Origin of the sequence: Kutzneria kofuensis, assembly GCF_014203355.1 — a bacterium.
GTDB lineage: Bacteria > Actinomycetota > Actinomycetes > Mycobacteriales > Pseudonocardiaceae > Kutzneria > Kutzneria kofuensis.
The window spans coordinates 6,630,399-6,649,320 of sequence record NZ_JACHIR010000001.1; the positions used below are offsets into that span (position 1 = coordinate 6,630,399).

The 18,922-nt window shown below is 71.0% G+C and carries 18 protein-coding genes; 13 read left to right on the plus strand and 5 right to left on the minus strand.

Annotated features, from left to right (window positions below; translation table 11 throughout):
* Positions 1–35: 35 nt before the first annotated feature.
* Entirely contained in the window at positions 36–992 is a 957-nt protein-coding gene (locus tag BJ998_RS30735) for a DUF1152 domain-containing protein (protein ID WP_184866819.1), read from the plus strand.
* Here the strand turns inward: BJ998_RS30735 and BJ998_RS30740 are convergent.
* Entirely contained in the window at positions 989–1,462 is a 474-nt protein-coding gene (locus BJ998_RS30740; protein WP_184866820.1) for a GNAT family N-acetyltransferase, read from the minus strand. The two genes, BJ998_RS30735 and BJ998_RS30740, sit on opposite strands and share 4 nt — an antisense overlap.
* 28 nt (positions 1,463–1,490) lie before the next feature.
* Here BJ998_RS30740 and BJ998_RS30745 point away from each other — a divergent pair, with 28 nt between their 5' ends.
* The 6 genes from BJ998_RS30745 to BJ998_RS30770 all read left to right on the plus strand — a co-directional run bounded on the left by BJ998_RS30745 (position 1,491) and on the right by BJ998_RS30770 (position 6,124).
* Positions 1,491–1,979 carry a class I SAM-dependent methyltransferase gene (locus BJ998_RS30745; RefSeq protein ID WP_246488691.1) on the plus strand — a complete coding sequence of 163 codons (489 nt, stop codon included), beginning with the start codon at positions 1,491–1,493 and terminating at the stop codon, positions 1,977–1,979.
* A gap of 104 nt (positions 1,980–2,083) precedes the next feature.
* Positions 2,084–3,004 carry a ketopantoate reductase family protein gene (locus BJ998_RS30750; protein WP_184866821.1) on the plus strand — a complete coding sequence of 307 codons (921 nt, stop codon included), beginning with the start codon at positions 2,084–2,086 and terminating at the stop codon, positions 3,002–3,004.
* Complete coding sequence (locus tag BJ998_RS30755; RefSeq protein ID WP_184866822.1) at positions 3,001–3,528, plus strand: CGNR zinc finger domain-containing protein; 528 nt, start codon at positions 3,001–3,003, stop codon at positions 3,526–3,528. Before BJ998_RS30750 ends, BJ998_RS30755 begins: the two co-directional genes overlap by 4 nt.
* A 35-nt stretch (positions 3,529–3,563) precedes the next feature.
* Positions 3,564–4,703, plus strand: coding sequence for a sensor histidine kinase (locus BJ998_RS30760; RefSeq protein ID WP_184866823.1), 1,140 nt, complete (start codon positions 3,564–3,566; stop codon positions 4,701–4,703).
* A complete protein-coding gene (locus tag BJ998_RS30765; protein WP_184866824.1) occupies positions 4,700–5,344 on the plus strand; it encodes a response regulator in 645 nt (214 codons plus the stop codon). Before BJ998_RS30760 ends, BJ998_RS30765 begins: the two co-directional genes overlap by 4 nt.
* Positions 5,345–5,521: 177 nt before the next feature.
* A complete protein-coding gene (locus BJ998_RS30770; protein WP_184866825.1) occupies positions 5,522–6,124 on the plus strand; it encodes a VC0807 family protein in 603 nt (200 codons plus the stop codon).
* Positions 6,125–6,127: 3 nt separating this feature from the next.
* On the opposite strand, the gene BJ998_RS30775 is transcribed toward BJ998_RS30770, so the two are convergent.
* The gene (locus BJ998_RS30775; RefSeq protein WP_184866826.1) at positions 6,128–6,583 is read right to left on the minus strand and encodes a DUF2000 domain-containing protein; all 456 of its coding nucleotides are present in this window, start codon (positions 6,581–6,583) and stop codon (positions 6,128–6,130) included.
* A 106-nt stretch (positions 6,584–6,689) separates the two neighbouring features.
* Here BJ998_RS30775 and BJ998_RS30780 point away from each other — a divergent pair, with 106 nt between their 5' ends.
* Positions 6,690–7,184 (plus strand): Lrp/AsnC family transcriptional regulator, encoded by a 495-nt coding sequence (locus BJ998_RS30780; RefSeq protein ID WP_184866827.1) that lies wholly within the window; start codon positions 6,690–6,692, stop codon positions 7,182–7,184.
* Here BJ998_RS30780 and BJ998_RS30785 read toward each other — a convergent pair.
* The gene (locus BJ998_RS30785; protein ID WP_184866828.1) at positions 7,132–8,055 is read right to left on the minus strand and encodes a VOC family protein; all 924 of its coding nucleotides are present in this window, start codon (positions 8,053–8,055) and stop codon (positions 7,132–7,134) included. The two genes, BJ998_RS30780 and BJ998_RS30785, sit on opposite strands and share 53 nt — an antisense overlap.
* Entirely contained in the window at positions 8,055–8,900 is an 846-nt protein-coding gene (locus BJ998_RS30790; protein WP_184866829.1) for a fumarylacetoacetate hydrolase family protein, read from the minus strand. Before BJ998_RS30790 ends, BJ998_RS30785 begins: the two co-directional genes overlap by 1 nt.
* 82 nt (positions 8,901–8,982) lie before the next feature.
* Here BJ998_RS30790 and BJ998_RS30795 point away from each other — a divergent pair, with 82 nt between their 5' ends.
* From BJ998_RS30795 to BJ998_RS30805, 3 genes are all read left to right on the plus strand, one after another.
* Positions 8,983–9,657, plus strand: a complete 675-nt coding sequence (locus BJ998_RS30795; protein WP_184866830.1) for a GntR family transcriptional regulator — start codon at positions 8,983–8,985, stop codon at positions 9,655–9,657.
* A 543-nt stretch (positions 9,658–10,200) separates the two neighbouring features.
* Entirely contained in the window at positions 10,201–11,772 is a 1,572-nt protein-coding gene (locus tag BJ998_RS30800; RefSeq protein ID WP_312890409.1) for an FAD-dependent monooxygenase, read from the plus strand.
* A 330-nt stretch (positions 11,773–12,102) separates the two neighbouring features.
* The gene (locus BJ998_RS30805) at positions 12,103–15,072 is read left to right on the plus strand and encodes a glycoside hydrolase family 3 C-terminal domain-containing protein (protein WP_184866832.1); all 2,970 of its coding nucleotides are present in this window, start codon (positions 12,103–12,105) and stop codon (positions 15,070–15,072) included.
* A gap of 166 nt (positions 15,073–15,238) precedes the next feature.
* Here BJ998_RS30805 and BJ998_RS30810 read toward each other — a convergent pair whose 3' ends face one another.
* A complete protein-coding gene (locus BJ998_RS30810; RefSeq protein WP_184866833.1) occupies positions 15,239–16,213 on the minus strand; it encodes a LacI family DNA-binding transcriptional regulator in 975 nt (324 codons plus the stop codon).
* Positions 16,214–16,348: 135 nt separating this feature from the next.
* Between BJ998_RS30810 and xylA the strand changes: the two genes are divergently transcribed.
* Complete coding sequence (gene xylA / locus BJ998_RS30815) at positions 16,349–17,509, plus strand: xylose isomerase (protein WP_184866834.1); 1,161 nt, start codon at positions 16,349–16,351, stop codon at positions 17,507–17,509.
* A gap of 1 nt (position 17,510) precedes the next feature.
* A complete protein-coding gene (gene xylB / locus BJ998_RS30820; protein WP_184866835.1) occupies positions 17,511–18,896 on the plus strand; it encodes a xylulokinase in 1,386 nt (461 codons plus the stop codon).
* Positions 18,897–18,922 lie beyond the last annotated feature (26 nt).

Below are 18,922 nucleotides of genomic sequence, written 5' to 3' on the forward strand. Positions count from 1 at the left end.
CGGCTCAGACTTTCGGCCGATCTGAGGTGTTGGACGTGAGTTCCCTCGCGGTGCCGCCGCTGTTCGCCCGACTCGCCGATGCGCAGCGCGTCCTGGTCGCGGGCGCGGGCGGCGGCTTCGACGTGTACGCCGGCCTGCCGCTGGCGACTGCGTTGCGGGCCATGGGGAAGGAGGTTCACCTGGCCAACTTGTCGTTCAGCAATCTGGACGGGTTGGACATCGAGGACTGGCTTGAACCGGGCCTGGCGGCCGTCACACCGGACAGCCGCGGCGGTGAAGGCTACTTCCCTGAGCGAACCTTGGCGCGATGGCTTGCGGCGCAAGGACTTCCGGCGGTGGTGCACGCATTCCCGCGAACCGGCGTGCACCCGTTGCGCGCGGCGTACACGACGCTGGTCAAGCGCTACGACGTGGACGCCGTCGTGCTGGTCGACGGTGGCACGGACATCCTGATGCAGGGCGATGAATCCGGCCTCGGCACGCCCGAGGAGGACGTGGCCAGCCTGGCCGCGGTCGCCGGGATGGACGGGGTCGACCGGCTGGTGGTGTGCCTCGGCTTCGGCATCGACTCGTTCCACGGCGTCAGCCACGTCGACGTGCTGGAGAATCTCGCCGCCCTGCAACGAGAAGGGGGCTACCTCGGGGCACTGTCGATCCCGCCGGACTCGCCCGAAGCGGCGGCCTACCTCGACGCGGTCGCCCATGCTCAGGGGGCGACGCCGCTGCGGCCGAGCATCGTCAACGGCCAGATCGCGGCGGCGGTGCGCGGTGAGTTCGGCAACGTGCACGTGACGACACGGACCAGCGGCAGCGAGCTGTTCGTCAACCCGCTCATGGCCGTCTACTTCACGGTCGACCTGCTTTCCTTGGCGCGCAACGTGAAGTACCTCGACCGGTTGGAGAACACCCGAACCATCAACGAGATCGCGTACGCCATCGAGGACTACCGGGAGACGGTGTCACGCCGGCCGCGGCGAAGCCTGCCGCACTAGAGCTCCCGCGCGTACGCCAGCAACCGAAGCCCCGGCACGGGGTCGACGTCCCGCGCCGGCACGCGCACGAAGCCGGCCTGCTCGTACAGGTGGTGGGCGGCGAGCATCGTGGGCTGGGAGTGCAGCACGAGCCGCTCGACCGACCACTCGGCGGCCAGGTCGATCACGGCCTGCACCAGCGCGCGACCGACACCGCGGCCCTGGGCCTCGGGCGCCACGGCCAGCGCCCGGACCTCGGCCTCCGCCGGGCCGGTGGCCATTTCGCTGGCCTGATGCCAGCGCTCCAGGGTGATCGTGCCGAGGATCTTGTCGTCGTCGACGGCGACCAGGACCACGCCGTGCTCGCCGAGCGCGCGCAGGCGGTCGGCGTACGACGGGAACGCGTCGAGCAGGTGCTCGGCGTCGTAGGCCGTCACCCGGAGCTCGCCGACCTCGGGCAGTTCGACGGCTTGGGCCGTTCGCACGATCATGGCGTCATTCAAGCGGCAGGATGGGCGGATGTCATGGGATTCCGCGGCGGCGACGTTCGACGATGAACCCGATCACGGGCTGCGCGACCCAGCCGTGAAGGCGGCCTGGGTTGCGCTGCTGCTACCAAGGCTGCCTTCGCGGCCCTGTCGGATCGCCGATCTCGGCTGCGGCACGGGCAGCGTCTCGGCGCTGTTCGCCGAGGCCGGCCACGAGGTGCACGGCGTCGACCAATCGCCGCGAATGCTGGAGATCGCCCGCACCAAGTCCGACGCCGAGTTCCGGCTCGGCGACGCCGCCGATCCGCCGCTGGATCCTGCTTCCTACGACGTCGTCTTCGCCCGGCACGTGCTGTGGACGCTGCCCGAGGAGTCGCTGGGCCGGTGGGTCGAGCTGCTGCGGCCGGGCGGGCGGCTGGTGCTGGTCGAGGGCGGTGGTCGACCGGCGCCGGGCTCACCGCCGACGAGTGTCGGGCGCTGGTGCTGCGGCATCGCCGGCAGGCGGTCGTCCAGGAACTGACCGATCCGACGCTGTGGGGCGGGCCGATCGACGACGAGCGGTACCTGCTGGTCAGCGCGGCGTAAGATGCCAACCGAGTACAGGTCTTACGAGAGGGGCGAGGCGTGCGAATCCTGGTCATCGGCGCGGGGGCGACCGGCGGGCTGTTCGGCGCACGGCTGGCGACGGCCGGCCGGGACGTGACGTTCCTGGTCCGGCCGCGGCGGGCGGAGCTGCTGCGCGAGCGCGGGCTGCGGGTACACGGCGCCGGGCAGGACCTGGTCATCCGGCCGAAGGTCCTGGTCACCGGCGAGATCGCCGAGACGTACGACGTCATCCTGGTGTCGGTGAAGGCCGCCGGCCTCGAGCAGGCCATCGAGGACTTCGCGCCCGCGGTCGGCCCCGACACGCTGATCATGCCGTTCCTCAACGGAATGCGGCACCTGGAGGCCCTGGACAAGCGGTTCGGCGCGGACCGGGTGCTCGGCGGCGTCGTCCGCGTGCAGACCACTGTGGACGCCAACGGCGACATCCTGCGCGTCGGCGAGCTGGAGGACATGTCCTACGGCGCCCGCGTCGGCACCTCCCCGGCACGGCTGCCCGAGCTGCACGACACGCTCAGCGGCGCCGGCTTCCCGGCCGTGCTGTCCGAGCACATCGACGCCGACATGTGGGCGAAGTGGGTGCTCATCGCCTCGCTCGGCGGCGAGACGTGTCTGATGCGCGGCACGGTCGGCGAGATCGTCGTCGCCGGCGGCTCGCGCTTCGCCGCCTCCCTCGTCGACGAGTGCGCCGCCGTCGCCGCGGCCGCCGGCTATCCGTTGCCGGAGCAGGCCCACGCCGGCTTGCGCGCGCTCGCGACCGCCCCCGGGTCGCCCGCCGCCACGTCGATGTACCGCGACCTGAGCAGCGGCTACCCCACCGAGGGTGAGCACCTGCTCGGCGACCTGCTGGACCGGGGCCGCCAGCTCGACGTGCCGACCCCGCTGCTGGAGCTCGCGACGATCAGCCTGCGGGTGTACGAGAACAAGCTCGCCGCGCGATGACTGCCACCGCCCGTCACGGCCTGGCCGCTGCGCCGCCGGAACTGCGGCTGACACAGGAGCTCCTGAACACGACGGCGACGAGCAAACAGTCGCCGGACCAGGATTTCCTGTCCGGCCTGGACAAGGCGCAGGAGTGGCTGGACGAGATCCTGCCGTCCGCGCCCAGGCTCGACGCGGCGGATGTCCTGGCGCTCAGGGAGCTGCGGTCTTCCTTGCAGCGCCTGGTGAAGGGCGAACAAGCGACTCTGGTCGGCTCCGTGGAGATCAGGGTCGACGCCGAGGAGGCGATGGCGACGCCGACCGGCCGTGGGGCGGCCTGGCTGAAGGGGGCGGTTGCGGCGGAGTGTCTGGTCGCCCGCGCGAGGGGCACGTGGTCGCGGCTGAAGCTGTGCCGGAACGAGCGGTGCCCGGTCGCCTTCTACGACTGTTCCCGTAACGGCAGCCGGGTCTGGCATGACGTCTCGACCTGCGGAAACGCCGCCAACGTGCGGGCATTCCGGTCACGGCATCAGACTTTCGGCTGAGGCGGGCCGCGGCGGCCGCGGGCAGGATCATCACCATGAGTCACGGCTGGACGGGCCGACGGGGCCCGCTGGTGGCCGAGTGCGTCGCGCTCGGCCTGCTGTTGGCCGTGGACATCGCGTGGGCGGTGCACGCCGGAGTGCCGACCGGTTTGGTGAGCACGACGGCGTTCGACCTCGTGCCGGGCCAGTCGACGGCGGTGGCCGTGTTGGCGTTGCTGCGCAGGCGTTTCCCGAACCGCGTTTTGCTGCTCGGCTGCGTGGTGGCGGCGCTTTCCCTGGTCGGCACAGGGGCGTTGGTGATCTCGGCGGCGCTGGGCCAGCCACTGCCGGTGCAACTCGGCCTCACGGAGCTGTTGGCGCTGGCGCTGCTCGTCGGCTCGGCCAGCCGGCGGCTGGCGCCGGTGCCGGCCGGGACAGTCGTCGTCGCGGGCGCGGTGGCGATGATCGCGCAGGCGCTGTTCCGTTACGGCCTCGGCGGGCTGCCGGCGGTGCCGGCGGCCGTGGTGTGGGGTGGCGCGGTCGCCATCGGGCTGCTGCTGCGGGACGCGGATTCCCGGCGCCGCAGCGCCTTGACCGAGGTCCGCACCGGCGAACGTCTGCTGCTCGCCCGTGAGCTGCACGATCTGGTGGCGCATCACATCACCGGCGTCGTCGTGCTGGCGCAGGCCGGCCGCCGGGTCGCGCCCGAGCGTGCGGAGGTGTTCGGCGAGATCGAGCAGGCCGGCGCCGACGCGCTGGCCGCGATGCGTCGGCTGGTCGGCATGCTCCGCACGGACGGCGAGCTCGGCGCCGCACCGAGCGGCCTGCTCGACGCCGTGAAGCAAGCGGTGCCGCCGGATGCGACGTTGACCGTCCAAGATGGACTGGACGTGCTCGCCGTGACACCGGAGGCCGCGACCACCGTGCACCGGGTGATCATGGAGTCGGTGACGAACGCGCGCCGGCACGCACCGCAGGCCCGGGAGATCGATGTGGACGTTCGGGTGGACGGCGACTGGCTGGTGGTCGAGGTCGTCAACGACGGCGTGCGGTCCGCGCCGGCGGGCGACCGCGGCTACGGCCTGGTCGGCATGGCGGAGCGAGTGGACGCGCTGGGCGGTAGTGTGCTGGCCGGCGCGGCGCCGGGACAGCGCTGGCGGGTGTCCGCGCGACTGCCACTGGGGAGGACCGTGTGAGCCTGCGGGTCCTGGTCGCCGACGACCAGGCCATGGTGCGGACCGGTTTCCGGCTGATCCTCAACGGGGAGCCGGACATCAAGGTCGTCGGCGAGGCCGCGGACGGCCGGCAGGCCGTGACGCTGGCCCGCCACCTGCGCCCGGACGTCACCCTGATGGACATCAAGATGCCCATGGTCGACGGCATCCAGGCCACCCGGCTGCTGGCCGGCCCGGACGTGCCGAACCCGCTGCGGGTCGTCGTCGTCACCACCTTCGACCTGGACGAGAACGTGCACGCCGCGCTGCGGGCCGGGGCCTGCGGCTTCCTGCTCAAGGACGCCGGGCCCGCGCTGCTGATCGAGGCCGTGCGCGCGGCCGCCAACGGCGAGTCGCTGGTGTCTCCGGCCGTCACCACCCGTCTGCTGGCCCACTTCGCCGGCCCGCGGTCCGAGCGCAAGCCGCTGGAACCGTTGACGGAGCGGGAGTTCGACGTCGTCCGGCTGGTCGCCCGCGGCCGCACCAACGCCGAGATCGCGGAGGAACTGGTGATCTCCCTGTCCACGGTGAAGACGCATCTGGGCGCGGTGCAACGGAAGTTGGCGGCACGCAACCGCACCGAGGTGGCGATCTGGGCGTGGGAAACGGGAGCGGTGCGTTAGGGCGAGACGCCCCGAGTGGGGGATGTCGGATTCCCGGGTGGCCGCCCTGCCGGAGGACGGGCCTCGACCCCAGGGTTGAGACCGACCTCCACCCGGCTTCCATCCGGGAGCCGACGCAACGCCATCCCGGTCGGCGCGACGCTGGACGGCGTCGAAACCGACTTGGGGAGGAAGACGATGTCCACGCCGCAACCCGTCCAGCTGCGCAGGTTCCTGCCGAGCATCGCGCTCAACGCCGTGGTGCCGTTGGTGGTCTACACGCTGGTGCGGCCCTACTTCGCCGACGACGTCACCGCACTGATCATCGCCGGCGCCATCCCGTTGCTGGTGACCATGGTCGGCTTCGTCGTGCGCCGCAAGCTGGACGTCGTCGGCGTCATCTCGGTCGTCGGCTTCGTGGTCGCCGTCGCCGCCCAGCTGTTCACCGGCGGCGGTGACGGCCTGATCGTCAAGGTGCAGGGCGTGATCGTCACCGGCCCGATCGGCGTGCTCTTCCTGTTGTCGGTCCTGATCGGCCGCCCGCTGGTCGGCGTGATCTTCCAGTTCCTGGCCCGCCGCAACCCCGCCCTGCGGGTCCCCACCAAGGGCCGCGCCACCGCGCTCACCCTCGTCTTCGGCGGGATGTTCACGCTGCACGCCGTCGTCGCCGTCGCGCTTGCCCTGACCCTGCCGACCCCGGTGTTCCTGGCCGTCTCCAACCCGATCGGCCTGGGCATCATCGCCGCCGGCCTCGCCACGGTCTTCCTGCTCCGCCGGAAGTGGCACGCGCAGGCGGCCTGACCGTCAGCCCAGCAGTCGCAACCCGCCGACCAGCTTGTCCACGACGTTGCGCGGGCCGACCAGGCTGATCGCGTAGTAGCTCAACTCCTCGGACTTGGCCAGGGTGTCCAGGTAGTCCTGGTACACCCGGCTGGTCTGGGCCGGTTCCGGCATGTCGACGACGTGCACGCCGACCTTGCCGATCGCCTTGGCCCGCACCGATGCGACCTTCTCGCGGTCGGCGGCCAGGATCGAGCAGCCGGTCCACGGCAGGCCGGGGTGGAACTGGCCGACGGCGTCCGCGCCGCCCGGGCCGAGCAGGGTGGGGATGGAGTTGCCGACGGCGGCGGCGAGACAGCCGACGGCGTTGGCGATCAGGCCGGGGTTGAGGTCGCGGTCCACGACCATCACCCACTTGAGCCGGGCCTCCCGGGTGGAGCGGTCGATGCGGATCTCGTCGGGGGCGAACGCGGGCAGCATGCCGGAAGCTCCTCATGGTGTGCGGTAGATGGCCGAGATGCTAGGCGGAGTCACCAGCAGATACCATGAGTGCCGAATTTCGTTCGGCAAAGGGGCTGATTTGGGGATGTTGGACGAACTTGATGAGGCGCTCCTGCTGGCCTTGCAGCACGATGCACGGCAGACCAACCGCGACCTGGCCGCCGCCACCGGGGTGTCGCCGTCGACGTCGTTGGAGCGAGTGCGGGGTCTGCGGGAACGAGGCGTGATCAAGGGCTACCTGGTCGACGTCGACCTGCCCTCGATCGGCCGCGGCGTGCAGGCGCTGATCGCGGTCCGGATCCGGCCGCCGTCGCGCCGGCACATCGAGGCGTTCCGGCAGTGGGTGTCCCGCCTGCCGGAGACGATCGGGGTCTTCGTCGTCTCCGGCAGCGAGGACTTCCTGATCCACGTGGCGGTGCCGGACAACAACAGCCTCTACAGCTTCGTCATCGACCGGCTGACCGAGCGCCCCGAGGTCGCGGACGTGCGCACCAGCGTGGTGTACGAGCACATCCGCAACCCGAGGATCACCCCGGCTGGTGCGAACCCGTCATCAGCGCCCCCAGGTCCTCGGGCCTGATGAACGACGGCGGGGGCGGCGGGCCCCAGTTGAACAGGCCCCGCGCGCCCTCCAGCACCTCCGGCCGCCACAGCGCGTCCTCGACGATGCAGTCCATGTCGGAGTAGTACTCCGAGAAGTTGCCGGCGGGATCCTTGAGGTACCAGAAGAAGTTCGAGCCGGCGTGGTGCCGGCCGAGCCCCCACACGTGCCGCTCGGGGTGCTCCTCCAGCATCGCGGTGGCGCCGCGGCCGACCTCGTCGATGTCGTCGACCTGCCACGAGCTGTGGTGCATGTACGTGACGGGCGCGTTCATCACCAGCACGTTGTGGTGGTCGGTGGAGCAGCGCAGGAACGCGCCCTCGTCCTTGACCTCGTCGCTGAGCCTGAAGCCGAGGCCGTCGGCGAAGAACCGGCGTGTGGTCGGGTAGTCGGTCGAGCCGATCACCACGTGCCCGAGCTTGCGCGGCCGGACCTTGTTCTGCCGCAACACACCCGGCGTGCGCTGACCCACGCGGACGATGTGGCCGGGGGCGTTCGGCGGCGGCGGGATCGTGGGCTCCTGCGCGATCCGCGCGGCGATCCGGACCACGGTGCGGACGCCGGTCGCGGGTTCGACGGCGGTGACGCTGTCGGCGGTTGCCTGCGTGGCGATGTCCATACCGGACAGTCGGGACGACACGGCGCCGAGGTCGTCGGCGTCGTCGGCCCGGACGGCAACCTCGAGCAGCCGCCTGGTCGGCGCTTCCAACACCCGAAGCTGTCGTCCACCGTCCGCAGTGGACAGCCAGCCGTCGTCGGACGGCGTGAGGCCGAATTCCGTGTAGTAGGCGATGGTCGCCGCGACGTCCGGTACGCCGATGGTGATGGCGGCCAGCCCGTGCAGCGCCATCACGCACCACCGGTGAGCGTGTGCCGCATGGTGCCGATGCCCTCGATGTACGTGACGAGTTCCTGACCGGGCTTGAGGAATCGCTGCGGATTGCGGCCCATGCCGACGCCGGAGGGCGTGCCGGTGAAGATGATGTCGCCCGGCAGCAGCGGCGTGATCGCGGACAGCCGGGACACCAGCTCGGCCACCGGGAACACCATGTCGCTGGTGCGGCCCTTCTGCAGCTGCTCGCCGTCGGCGAGGCAGCCCAGCTCCAGGTCGTCCCGGTCGGGCACCTCGTCCGGCGTGACGACGACCGGGCCCAGCGGGCCGAAGCCGGGGTAGGACTTGGCCATGCTGAACTGCGGCGCCGGGCCGGAGCGCTGCAGGATGCGCTCGGACAGGTCCTGGCCGACGGTGAGGCCGGCGACGTGGTCCCAGGCGTCCTCGACGGTGACGTGGTCGGCGCGCCTGCCGATGACCGCCACCAGTTCGACCTCCCAGTCCACGTCGCCGGGCGGCAGCGCGATCTTCCCGGTCGGGCCGGTCAGGCAGGTGACGAACTTGGTGAACACGGTGGGCTGGCCGGGCACGGCGAAGTCGGACTCCTTGGCGTGCTCGACGTAGTTCAGCCCGATGGCGAAGATCTGGCGGGGCCGGGGGACCGGGTTGCCGTAGTCCGCGGGTGACACGGGGGCCGCCTTGCTGTCGTCCAGCGCCGCCGCGAACGCCTTCACCTCGTCCCACTGCTCGTAGGCGAGCTGGATGTCCGGCGAGAACCGACCGTCGCTGGCGTCGGCCAGGTCCACGGCGCGGTCGGGCGCGGTCACGACGGCCGCGCGGCCCTTGATCTCGGCCAGCTTCATGGTGGTGCCTCCCTTGGTCGTGCCACGATTGAAGCAACTTTCGAAAGTTGAGTCAACGTTCGCACTGAGCTAGGGTTTGTGCATGGCGACCACCGGCACCGGGGCGACCCGCACCGACGGCGTGCACGCGCGGCTGCGCGAGGACATCCTCGGCGGCGTGCTGCCGCCCGGGCAGCGGCTGAAGTTCCCCGAGCTCTGCCGGCGCTACGACACGTCGGTCGGCGCCGCCCGCGAGGCGCTGACCCGGCTCGCCTCCGCCGGACTCGTGCGCAGCCAGGCCCACCAGGGCTATGTGGTGACGCCGCTGTCCGTCGAGGATCTTGCCGAGCTGACCGTCGCCCGGGTCGAGGTCGAGTGCCTCGTGCTGCGGATGTCCATCACCGAGGGCGACGTGCGCTGGGAGGCCGACGCCATCGCCGCGCACCACCTGCTGGAGCGGGCGCCGTACCTGGACCCCGACAACCCGGCCCGGTCCACCGCCGAATGGGCCGCCGCGCACGCCGCGTTCCACGAGGCTTTGCTGGCCGGCTGCGGCAACCGCCGGCTTCGCGAGGTGGCCACCGGTCTTCGTGACGAGGCCGAGCTCTACCGACAGTGGTCAATCACGCCGGCGCAGGCCAAGGGGCGGGACGTTGCCGCCGAACACCGCGCCATCCTCGACGCCGCCATCGGCCGGGACGCGGACCTGGCGGTTCGGCTGCTCGGGGAGCACATCTCGCTGACGTCCAAGCTGCTCATCGACTCGGCCGAGGACTGAGCGGCACCGTCGCGTGGGATTGAGCGGCGCCGCCAGGTCGACCGTGACATCGCCCACAGCAAGGCCATGGCGGCCCAACGGGCCGGGAACCTGATCGGTTCCCCGGCGGTCGGTCCGCGGCGTCGTATGTGCGAACGGTGGGCCGGTGGGCACAGCGGATGATCCGGTATTGGGCCCCTACCCACAATGTATGACGGCGTGACAAACCGCACGCATGTGCGAATCCGGGGAAATGTCCTGGTGGGGCCGGTGTATGGGAACGGTTTACCGACTATGTCGCGTTTACATTAATACATGACGTGATGCTGTATACAATTCCGGTCGGCGGACCGCTTTCGCCGCGCATCAATTCGTGCATCGAACGGAAGGCCGATCGGGCACGCGGACTTGACCGGTTCGACGGGTGCGTGCGCAGAATTGGCGTGAATGCGGCACACGTCGCGATGGGGGGTTGGCTGTGGGCGTATTCGATCCGCCGTTCCGTGTCGGCGGTTCACGCGTGGCGGCGATGTGAACGAGTTGGCCCGGAAGCGGTGGGACGAAGTGGACGAGACCGAGGTGCTGATAGCCGGGGCCGGCCCGGTCGGCCTCGCCCTGGCGCTCGACCTCGAGCGGCGTGGGGTGCGCTGTCTCGTGCTCGAACGAGGCGACGGCCAGGTCCTGACCCCGGAGGTCAACCCGATCGGACCGCGCTCGATGGAGCTGTTCCGGCGCTGGGGGGTGGCCGAGAAGATCCGGTGCGCGGAGTTCCCCGGCGCGCGGCCGCCGGACATCGCCTGGGTCACGCAGGTCGGCGGGCACGAGATCCACCGCTTCGAGCGGTTCACGCACGACACGCACACGCCGGAGCCGGAGCAGATCTGCCCGGCGGACTGGCTGCTGCCGGTGCTGCTGACGGCCGTCGGCACGCACCCGGGCGGCGCGATCCTGTTCCGGCACCGGCTCGACGGCTTCACCCAGGACGGCGCCGGCGTCACGGCCCGCGTCAGCAGGCTGGAGACCGGTGACACGATCACCATCCGGGCCGGGTACCTGGTGAGCACGGACGGGCCGTGCTCACTGGTCCGCAGCGCCTGCGGCATCCAGTCCACGCCACGGTTCGAGCCACAACTGCTGCGCAGCATCGTGTTCCGCGCGCCCCGGCTGGCCGAGGGACTGGCCGCCCGCGGGCACCGGCCGGCGCTGACGTACTTCCTGCTGCAACCCGGCGGCTCGCGCTTCCCGTTGCAGGCCATGGACGGCGACGGCACGTTCAAGCTGATCGTCGGCAGCGAGGTCGGCGCGATCGACGCCGTGGCCCTGGTACGGGACGCGATCGCGTTCGACACGCCGACCGAGGTGCTGTCGGACGAGCTGAGCCACGTCCCGCACATGGTGGCCGACCGCTATCGCTGCGGGCGCGTGTTCCTGATGGGCGACTCGGCGCACACGCTGTCACCGCCCGGCGGCTTCGGCCGCAACATCGGCATCGCGGACGCGGCCGACCTGGGCTGGAAGCTCGCCGCCGAGCACGACGGCTGGGCCGGCGCTGGGCTGCTCGACAGCTACGACGCCGAGCGCCGGCCGGTCGCCCTGGAAGGACTGGAGGCGGCGGGAATCGCCTTGCGCTCCAGGGGGACCGACGACCTGTCGAGCCGGTTGCGGGACGACACCCCGGACGGCGTGCTCGCCCGCACCGAGCTCGGGCTGCAGCTGGCGGAGAGCGTCGCGCACTGGGACGTCGACGCCCCCGAAGTCCATTTCGGACACGGCTACCGGTCGCCGTTGATCGTCGGCGACGAGGTGAAGATGACCGCGCCTTGGCGGCCGAGCAGCGATCCCGGCTTTCGCGCCGCGCACGCTTGGCTGCGGCCGGGCGTGTCCACTTTGGACGTCTTCGGGGACGGCTTCGTGTTGCTGTGCTTCGCGCCGCACGAGCGGATCGCCGAGGTGGAGCGGGCGTTCGCGCAGCGCGGCGTGCCGCTGCAGGTCGTGTTGTCCTCGGACGCGCGGGTCGCCGAGCTGTACCGGTGCCCGTACGTGCTGGTCCGCCCGGACGACCACGTCGCCTGGCGCGGGCAGCAGCCGCCCGCGGATCCGTTGCTGCTGGCGGACATGGTTCGCGGCGCTTGTTGAGGGGGTCGGGTCGCCGCCGCCACGACGACCCGACCGGTCTCTGAGGTGTGCCGGCGCGGGCCCCACTGCCCGTGCCGGGTTCTGAGCAGGCGTTTTCGGCCGTCGACCCCCGCGAGCCAGGGAGCGGGACCGACGGGTCGGCAGGGCTCCGGAACCGGTTCCGGAGGTTGTGTGGTGCAGTTAACAACGCGGGCGTCCGGGCGTCAAGAGCAGGGCGTTGACAACGTTCGTAGCCTGAGGTGAGAGCGATCCCACGGCCGGGCCCACCTCCCGGCCGGCGAACCGCGAGCCGCCGGTCCCTGCCCACCGCGCGAAGGGTTCGCCGCACCCATGACACCTGCCCGCTGGCCTGCGTGGCTGTTCGCCGCGCTCGCGGCCGTCATCGTGACCGCCCTGCTGACCGTGCCCGGCGTGGGACACGCCGCGCCCGCCCTGCTCTCCCAGGGGCACAACGCCACCTCGTCGTCCACCGAGAACGCCGCCTTCCCCGCCTCGGCCGCGGTCGACGGCGACGCCGGCACCAGATGGTCGAGCCTCGCCGCCGACCCGCAGTGGCTGGAGGTCGACCTCGGCGGCACACACGCGCTGTCCCAGGTCGTGCTGAACTGGGAAGCCGCCTATGCCAAGGCGTTCCAGATCCAGGTCTCGTCGGACAACGCCAACTGGACCAACCTGACGCCCGTGACCGCGGGCGTTGCCGGCACGCAGACGCTGTCGGTGTCCGGATCCGGCCGGTATGTGCGGATGTACGGCACGCAGCGCGCCACCCAGTGGGGCTACTCGCTGTGGGAGCTCCAGGTCTTCGGCGATGACGCCTCGGCCGCGTGCAACACCACGGTGAACTCGGCCCTGAACCAGCCGGTGCTGGCATCGTCCACACAGGACGCCGGTGCGTTCCCGGCTTCCGCTGCGGTGGACGGGAATCCCGGTACCCGGTGGTCGAGTCTCGCCGCCGACCCACAGTGGATTCGCGTCGACCTGGGCAGCGTGCGCCAGGTCTGCGGTGCCGAACTGGACTGGGAGGCGGCGTACGCGTCGTCGTTCCAACTGCAGATCTCCAGTGACGGCAACAACTGGACCAACCTGACGCAGCCGATGGCCGGCGTCGCCGGCAACCAGACGTTGACCGTCAACGGTTCCGGCCGGTACGTGCGGATGAACGGCACCCAGCGGGCAACCCAGTGGGGCTACTCGTTGTGGGAGTTCGTCATCCACACGGTCGGCGCGCCGCCGACCACCACGACGACAACGCAGCCGCCGCAGGGCGACTGTCCGTGGGTGAAGTCGACCGCGCCGATCGCCGACCGGGTGAACCAGCTGATGGCGGCGATGACCAACGCGCAGAAGGTCGTCGTGCTGCACGGCAACGGCGCCACCGGGCCGTACATCGGGAACACCGACCCGATTCCGGCGCTGTGCGTGCCGGCGATGGGGCTGCAGGACGGGCCGGCCGGCGTCGGCGACAGCCTCGACGGCGTGACCGAGCTGCCGGACCCGACGGCGCTGGCGGCGACGTGGGACGTCAACGCGGCCAAGCAGTACGGGACCGTGATGGGGCAGGAGTTCGCCGGCAAGGGCGCGAACGTCGTGCTCGGCCCGACGATCAACATCGTCCGGGATCCGCGCTGGGGCCGGGACTTCGAGACCTACAGCGAGGACCCGTACCACGCCGGGCAGACGGCCGTCGGCACCGTGCAGGGCATCCAGAGCCAGGGCGTGATGGCGCAGATCAAGCACGCCGCCGCGTACAACGTCGAGGGTGGGGCGTCCCGGGGAACGCCGTCGGACAACGTGATCATCGACGACCGGACCCTGCACGAGATCTACCTGCCGGCGTTCCAGACCGCCCTCACGCAGGGTCAGGCCGCGTCGGTGATGTGCGCGTACAACCAGATCAACGGCACGCCGGCCTGCCAGGACTCGGCCGTCATGAACACCGCGCTCAAGCAGGACACCGGCTGGGGCGGTTTCATCGGCTCCGACTGGGGTTCGGCCACCGGCGGCGCGCCGCAGCTGGCCAACGGCGGGCTGGACATGGAGATGCCCGGCGGCGCGTTCTTCGGGCAGGCGCTGCTCGACGCCGTGAACCAGGGCAAGGTCGGCCAGTCCACTCTGGACGACATGACCCGGCGGGTGCTGACCCAGATGTTCCGGTTCGGGTTGTTCGACCACGGCGCCACCGGCAACACCGGTGCGGTCGTCACCAGCGCCGCGCACACCCAGGTGGCGCAGGACGTCGCCGCGCAGGGATCGGTGCTGTTGAAGAACAACGGCGTGCTGCCGCTGAACGCGTCGTCGCTGAAGTCGATCGCGCTGCTCGGCGGGGACGCCATCGACCCGCAGAACATCGGCGGCGGCAGCGCCAAGGTCAACCCGTCGCCGGCCGCGGTCAACCCGATCAACGGCATCACCAGGCGGGCCGGCAGCGGCGTCAGCGTGCAGTGGGTCGCCGGCGCCGGGGAACACGTTCAGACGCCGGACATTCCCGCCGCCGTCGCGCTGGCGCAGAAGTCGGACGTGGCCGTCGTGTTCGCGTCGTACGGCGAGAGCGAGACCGACGACCTGGCCTCGATCGACCTCCAGTTCTCGCAGAACGACCTGATCAGCGCCGTCGCCGCCGCCAACCCACGGACGATCGTCGTGCTGAACACCGGTTCCGCCGTCACCATGCCGTGGCTGAACAACGTGGCCGGCGTGATCGAGGGCTGGTATCCGGGGCAGGAGAACGGCAACGCCGTCGCCGCTCTGCTGTTCGGCGACGTCAACCCGTCCGGGAAGCTCCCGGTGACGTTCCCCAAGAGCATCGCCGACATGCCCACCGCCAACGTGCAGCAGTTCCCCGGGGCCAACGACCGGATCGAGTACTCCGAGGGCATGAACGTCGGCTACCGGTGGTACGACTCGCGCAACATCACCCCGCTCTTCCCGTTCGGGTTCGGCCTGTCGTACACCACCTTCGGCTTCTCGAACCTGTCCGTTTCCGCGCAGGCCAACGGTTCCGCGACCGTGCGGGCCACCGTCACCAACACCGGCAGCCGGGCCGGCGCCGAGGTGCCCCAGCTCTACATCGGACAGCCGGCGGGCAACGGCGAGCCGCCGCACCAGCTGAAGGGATACCAGAAGATCACCCTGACGCCCGGCCAGAGCCAGACCGTGACGTTCACCCTGACGCCACGGGACCTCGCCCACTGGAACGGCTCCGCGTGGACGACCAACCCCGGTTCCTACGGCGTTTTCGTCGGCGATTCGTCGCGGAACCTGCCCCTCACCGGAACCATCGCCGTGACCACCGGCAGCTGATCCCCGGAGCGGGGCCCGACACCCCCTGCCGTCGAGCCCCGCTCCGACCCCCGCGAGTCACGCTCTCAGGCACACCGAATGTAAGAACGGAGCAGAACTGAGCCGCGGGGCTCAGTTCTGCCGGAAACCTACATTCGGGGTGCCCCAGAGCGTGACTCGCCGGGGGTCAGGCGGAGTCGCGGATTACCAGGGATGTCGGGACTACGTGGGGTTCGGCGGGGAGGGGTGTGTTGTCGAGGAGGTTGTCCAGCAGCATGGTGGCGGCGGCCTCGCCCATCTCCCGGGACGGCTGGCGCACGGTGGTCAGGGCCGGCACGGCGTGGGTGGCCAGGGCGATGTCGTCGAAGCCGATGACGGCGACGTCCTCGGGCACGGAACGGCCGGCCTCGCGGAGGCCGTCCAGGGCGCCGACGGCCATCATGTCGTTCTGTGCGAAAACGGCGTCGAACTCGACGCCGGAGCGGAGCACCTCGCGGATGGCGGCCAGCCCGCTCTCCGGCGTGAAGTCGCCCTCCACGAGGGTCTTCTCGGCCATGACGTCACGGAAGCCCTGCACCCGCTCGACGGTGCAGCCGAACTCGGCCGGCCCGGTGATCATGACGACCCGGTCGCGGCCGATGGAGGCGAGGTGCTGGGCGGCGGAGGCGGCGCCGGCGCGGTTGCTGGTGGCGACGGAGGGGAAGCCGGGGTGGTGGCCACGGTCGTCGATCATGACGACGGGCAGCCCGGACTCGTGCAGCGACTGGATGTAGCTGAGGGTGTCGGGCGGCTCCACGAGCAGCAGCCCGTCGAACGCCTTCGCCGACACGTGCCGGGCGAACTGGGTCATGGAGTCGGCGCCCCGGTTGACGGTGTTCAGCAGCAGGCCGTAGCCCTTGGCCTCCAGCACGTCGGCGACACCCTGCAGCACGTCGCCCATCCACGGCCAGGTCAGCCCCGGCACCAGCATGCCGACGGTGTTGGTACGCCCCTTGGCCAGGCCGACCGCGCCGGCGCTGGGGATGTAGCCGGTGGCGGCGATCACCTCGCGGACCCGGATCGCGGTCGCGGCGTCCACGTCCGACTTGTTGTTCAGCACCCGCGACACGGTCGTCTTGCTCACCCGTGCCCGCCGGGCGACCTCGGCGATCGTGACCCGCATGGGCTCACGTTACCCGGATCCTCGCGCGGGCACCCGCGCGAGGGCGATACCTGTCGTCCTATGTCGACGCGCGGTGGTTGACAGGGCCCGGCGGGCACTTAGTATGGGCACTGAACTAACTAAGGAGGAGACGTTGTGACCGCGCAGCCCACGAAGGCGGACAGGTTCAGCTTCGGCTTGTGGACGGTGGGGTGGCCGGCCAACGACCCGTTCGGCGACCCGACGCGGCCGGCGCTCGACCCGGTCGAGACGGTGCACCGGCTGGCCGAGCTCGGCGCCTGGGGCGTCTCCTTCCACGACGACGACCTGATCCCGTTCGGCTCCGACGACGCCGTGCGCGAGGAGCGGATCACCCGCTTCCGCAAGGCGTTGGACGAGACCGGTCTCGTGGTGCCGATGGCGACCACGAACCTGTTCAAGCACCCCGTCTTCAAGGACGGCGGTTTCACCAGCAACGACCGCTCGGTGCGGCGCTTCGCGCTGCGCAAGGTGTTGCGCAACATCGACCTCGCGGCCGAGCTGGGCGCCAGCACCTACGTGCTGTGGGGCGGCCGTGAGGGGTCGGAGACCGACGCCGCCAAGGACGTGCGGGCGGCGCTGGACCGGTACCGCGAGGCGATGAACGTGCTGACCCAGTACGTCGTCGATCAGGGGTACGGCATCCGCTTCGCCCTGGAGCCGAAGCCGAACGAGCCGCGCGGCGACATCCTGCTGCCGACCATCGGCCACGCCCTCGGCTTCATCTCGACGCTGGAGCACGAGGAGCTGGTCGGTCTCAACCCTGAGGTCGGGCATGAGCAGATGGCCGGGCTGAACTTCGTGCACGGCATCTCGCAGGCGCTGTGGCAGGACAAGCTGTTCCACATCGACCTCAACGGCCAGAAGGGTCCCCGCTACGACCAGGACCTGATCTTCGGCCACGGCGACCTGCTGTCCGCCTTCTTCCTCGTCGACCTGCTGGAGAACGGCGGCTACGACGGGCCGCGGCACTTCGACTACAAGCCGCTGCGCACCGAGGACATCACCGGCGTGTGGGCCAGCGCCGCCGCGAACATGCGCACCTACCTGCTGCTCAAGGAACGCGCCGCGGCCTTCCGCGCCGACCCGGCCGTGCAGGAGGCGCTGGCGAACGCGAAGGTCGCCGAGCTGGCCGAGCCGACGCTGGCCCCCGGCGAGACGGTGGCGCAGCTGCGGGCCGCGGACGCGGACTTCGACGCGGACGCGGTCGGCGCTCGCGGTTACGGCTTCGTGGAGCTGGAGCAGCTGGCCGTCGAGCACGCGTTGGGAGCTCGCTGACATGACGCTCGTCGCCGGGATCGACTCGTCCACCCAGTCCTGCAAGGTGGTCGTGCGGGACGCCGACTCCGGGGCGCTGGTCCGCGAGGGCCGCGCCGCCCACCCGGTCGGCACGGAGGTCGACCCGGCGGCGTGGCAGCAGGCGCTGGACGAGGCGGTCGCGGACGCCGGCGGGCTCGACGACGTCGCCGCGCTCGCCGTCGGCGCCCAACAGCACGGCATGGTGTGCCTGGACGAGTCCGGCGACGTCGTCCGGCCGGCACTGCTGTGGAACGACACCAGGTCGGCAGCCGCCGCGGCCGACCTGGTGTCCGAACTCGGCGGTCCCGAGCCGTGGGTGGACGCGGTCGGCAGCGTGCCGGTCGCGTCGTTCACGATCACCAAACTGCGCTGGCTGGCCGAGCACGAGCCGGCCAACGCCGACCGCACGGCCGCGGTGTGCCTGCCGCACGACTGGCTGACGCAGCGGCTGACCGGCGGCGAGCTCCACACGGATCGCAGTGATGCCAGCGGAACCGGCTACTGGTCGCCGTCGACCGGTGCCTACCGCGAGGATCTGCTCACCCTGGCGTTCGGTCGCACGCTCCGGCTGCCGCGCGTGCTCGAGCCCGCGGCGGCCGCCGGCCAGTTCCGGTCCGGCGCGCTGGTTGCCGCCGGGGCGGGCGACAACGCGGCCGCGGCCCTTGGCGTGCAAGCGGAACCGGGCGATGTCGTGGTGTCGATCGGCACCTCCGGCACGGCGTTCGCGTCCAGCGTCAAGCCGGCCGGCAGCTCGATCGTCAACGGATTCGCCGACGCACAGGGCAGATTCCTGCCCCTGGTGTGCACGCTCAACGCCGCCCGGGTGCTCGACGCCACGGCACGGATGCTGCGCATCGGCGTCGACGAGCTGTCCGAACTCGCCCTGGCCGCGCCCGCGGGCGCCGACGGTCTGGTGCTCGTGCCGTACCTGGAAGGCGAGCGAACCCCGAACCGGCCGGATGCCTCCGGCACCTTGCACGGCCTGAGACTCGACACCGCCACGCCGGCGCACCTCGCCCGTGCCGCCGTGGAGGGCCTGCTGTGCAGCCTCGCCGACGCCGTGGACGCCTTGGTGGAGCTGGGGATTCCGGCGACACGAGTGCTGATCGTCGGCGGCGGGGCCAGATCCGAGGCGGTCCGTCGGATCGCGCCCACGGTTTTCGGTTGCCCCGTAGTGGTTCCCGAACCGAGCGAATTCGTCGCCGACGGCGCCGCCAGGCAGGCTGCATGGGCGTTGCGCGGGCAGATCGACCCTCCACAGTGGAGCGCGCTCACTTCCCGCTGCTACCAGGCGGATCCGGTGCCGTCGGTGCGTGAACGGTACGCGCACGCCCGTGAACTGGTGCTCGACCGTCCACAGTGCTAGATCCTTTTGGGGACTGCTTGACTCCC

Bases quoted from the DNA above. Each gene is read 5' to 3' on its own strand.
- BJ998_RS30740 (WP_184866820.1), bottom strand. From the start codon at position 1,462: ATGATCGTGCGAACGGCCCAAGCCGTCGAACTGCCCGAGGTCGGCGAG.
- BJ998_RS30745 (WP_246488691.1), top strand. From the start codon at position 1,491: ATGTCATGGGATTCCGCGGCGGCGACGTTCGACGATGAACCCGATCAC.
- BJ998_RS30755 (WP_184866822.1), top strand. From the start codon at position 3,001: ATGACTGCCACCGCCCGTCACGGCCTGGCCGCTGCGCCGCCGGAACTG.
- BJ998_RS30760 (WP_184866823.1), top strand. From the start codon at position 3,564: ATGAGTCACGGCTGGACGGGCCGACGGGGCCCGCTGGTGGCCGAGTGC.
- BJ998_RS30770 (WP_184866825.1), top strand. From the start codon at position 5,522: ATGTCCACGCCGCAACCCGTCCAGCTGCGCAGGTTCCTGCCGAGCATC.
- BJ998_RS30775 (WP_184866826.1), bottom strand. From the start codon at position 6,583: ATGCTGCCCGCGTTCGCCCCCGACGAGATCCGCATCGACCGCTCCACC.
- BJ998_RS30780 (WP_184866827.1), top strand. From the start codon at position 6,690: ATGTTGGACGAACTTGATGAGGCGCTCCTGCTGGCCTTGCAGCACGAT.
- BJ998_RS30785 (WP_184866828.1), bottom strand. From the start codon at position 8,055: ATGGCGCTGCACGGGCTGGCCGCCATCACCATCGGCGTACCGGACGTC.
- BJ998_RS30790 (WP_184866829.1), bottom strand. From the start codon at position 8,900: ATGAAGCTGGCCGAGATCAAGGGCCGCGCGGCCGTCGTGACCGCGCCC.
- BJ998_RS30795 (WP_184866830.1), top strand. From the start codon at position 8,983: ATGGCGACCACCGGCACCGGGGCGACCCGCACCGACGGCGTGCACGCG.
- BJ998_RS30805 (WP_184866832.1), top strand. From the start codon at position 12,103: ATGACACCTGCCCGCTGGCCTGCGTGGCTGTTCGCCGCGCTCGCGGCC.
- BJ998_RS30810 (WP_184866833.1), bottom strand. From the start codon at position 16,213: ATGCGGGTCACGATCGCCGAGGTCGCCCGGCGGGCACGGGTGAGCAAG.
- xylB (WP_184866835.1), top strand. From the start codon at position 17,511: ATGACGCTCGTCGCCGGGATCGACTCGTCCACCCAGTCCTGCAAGGTG.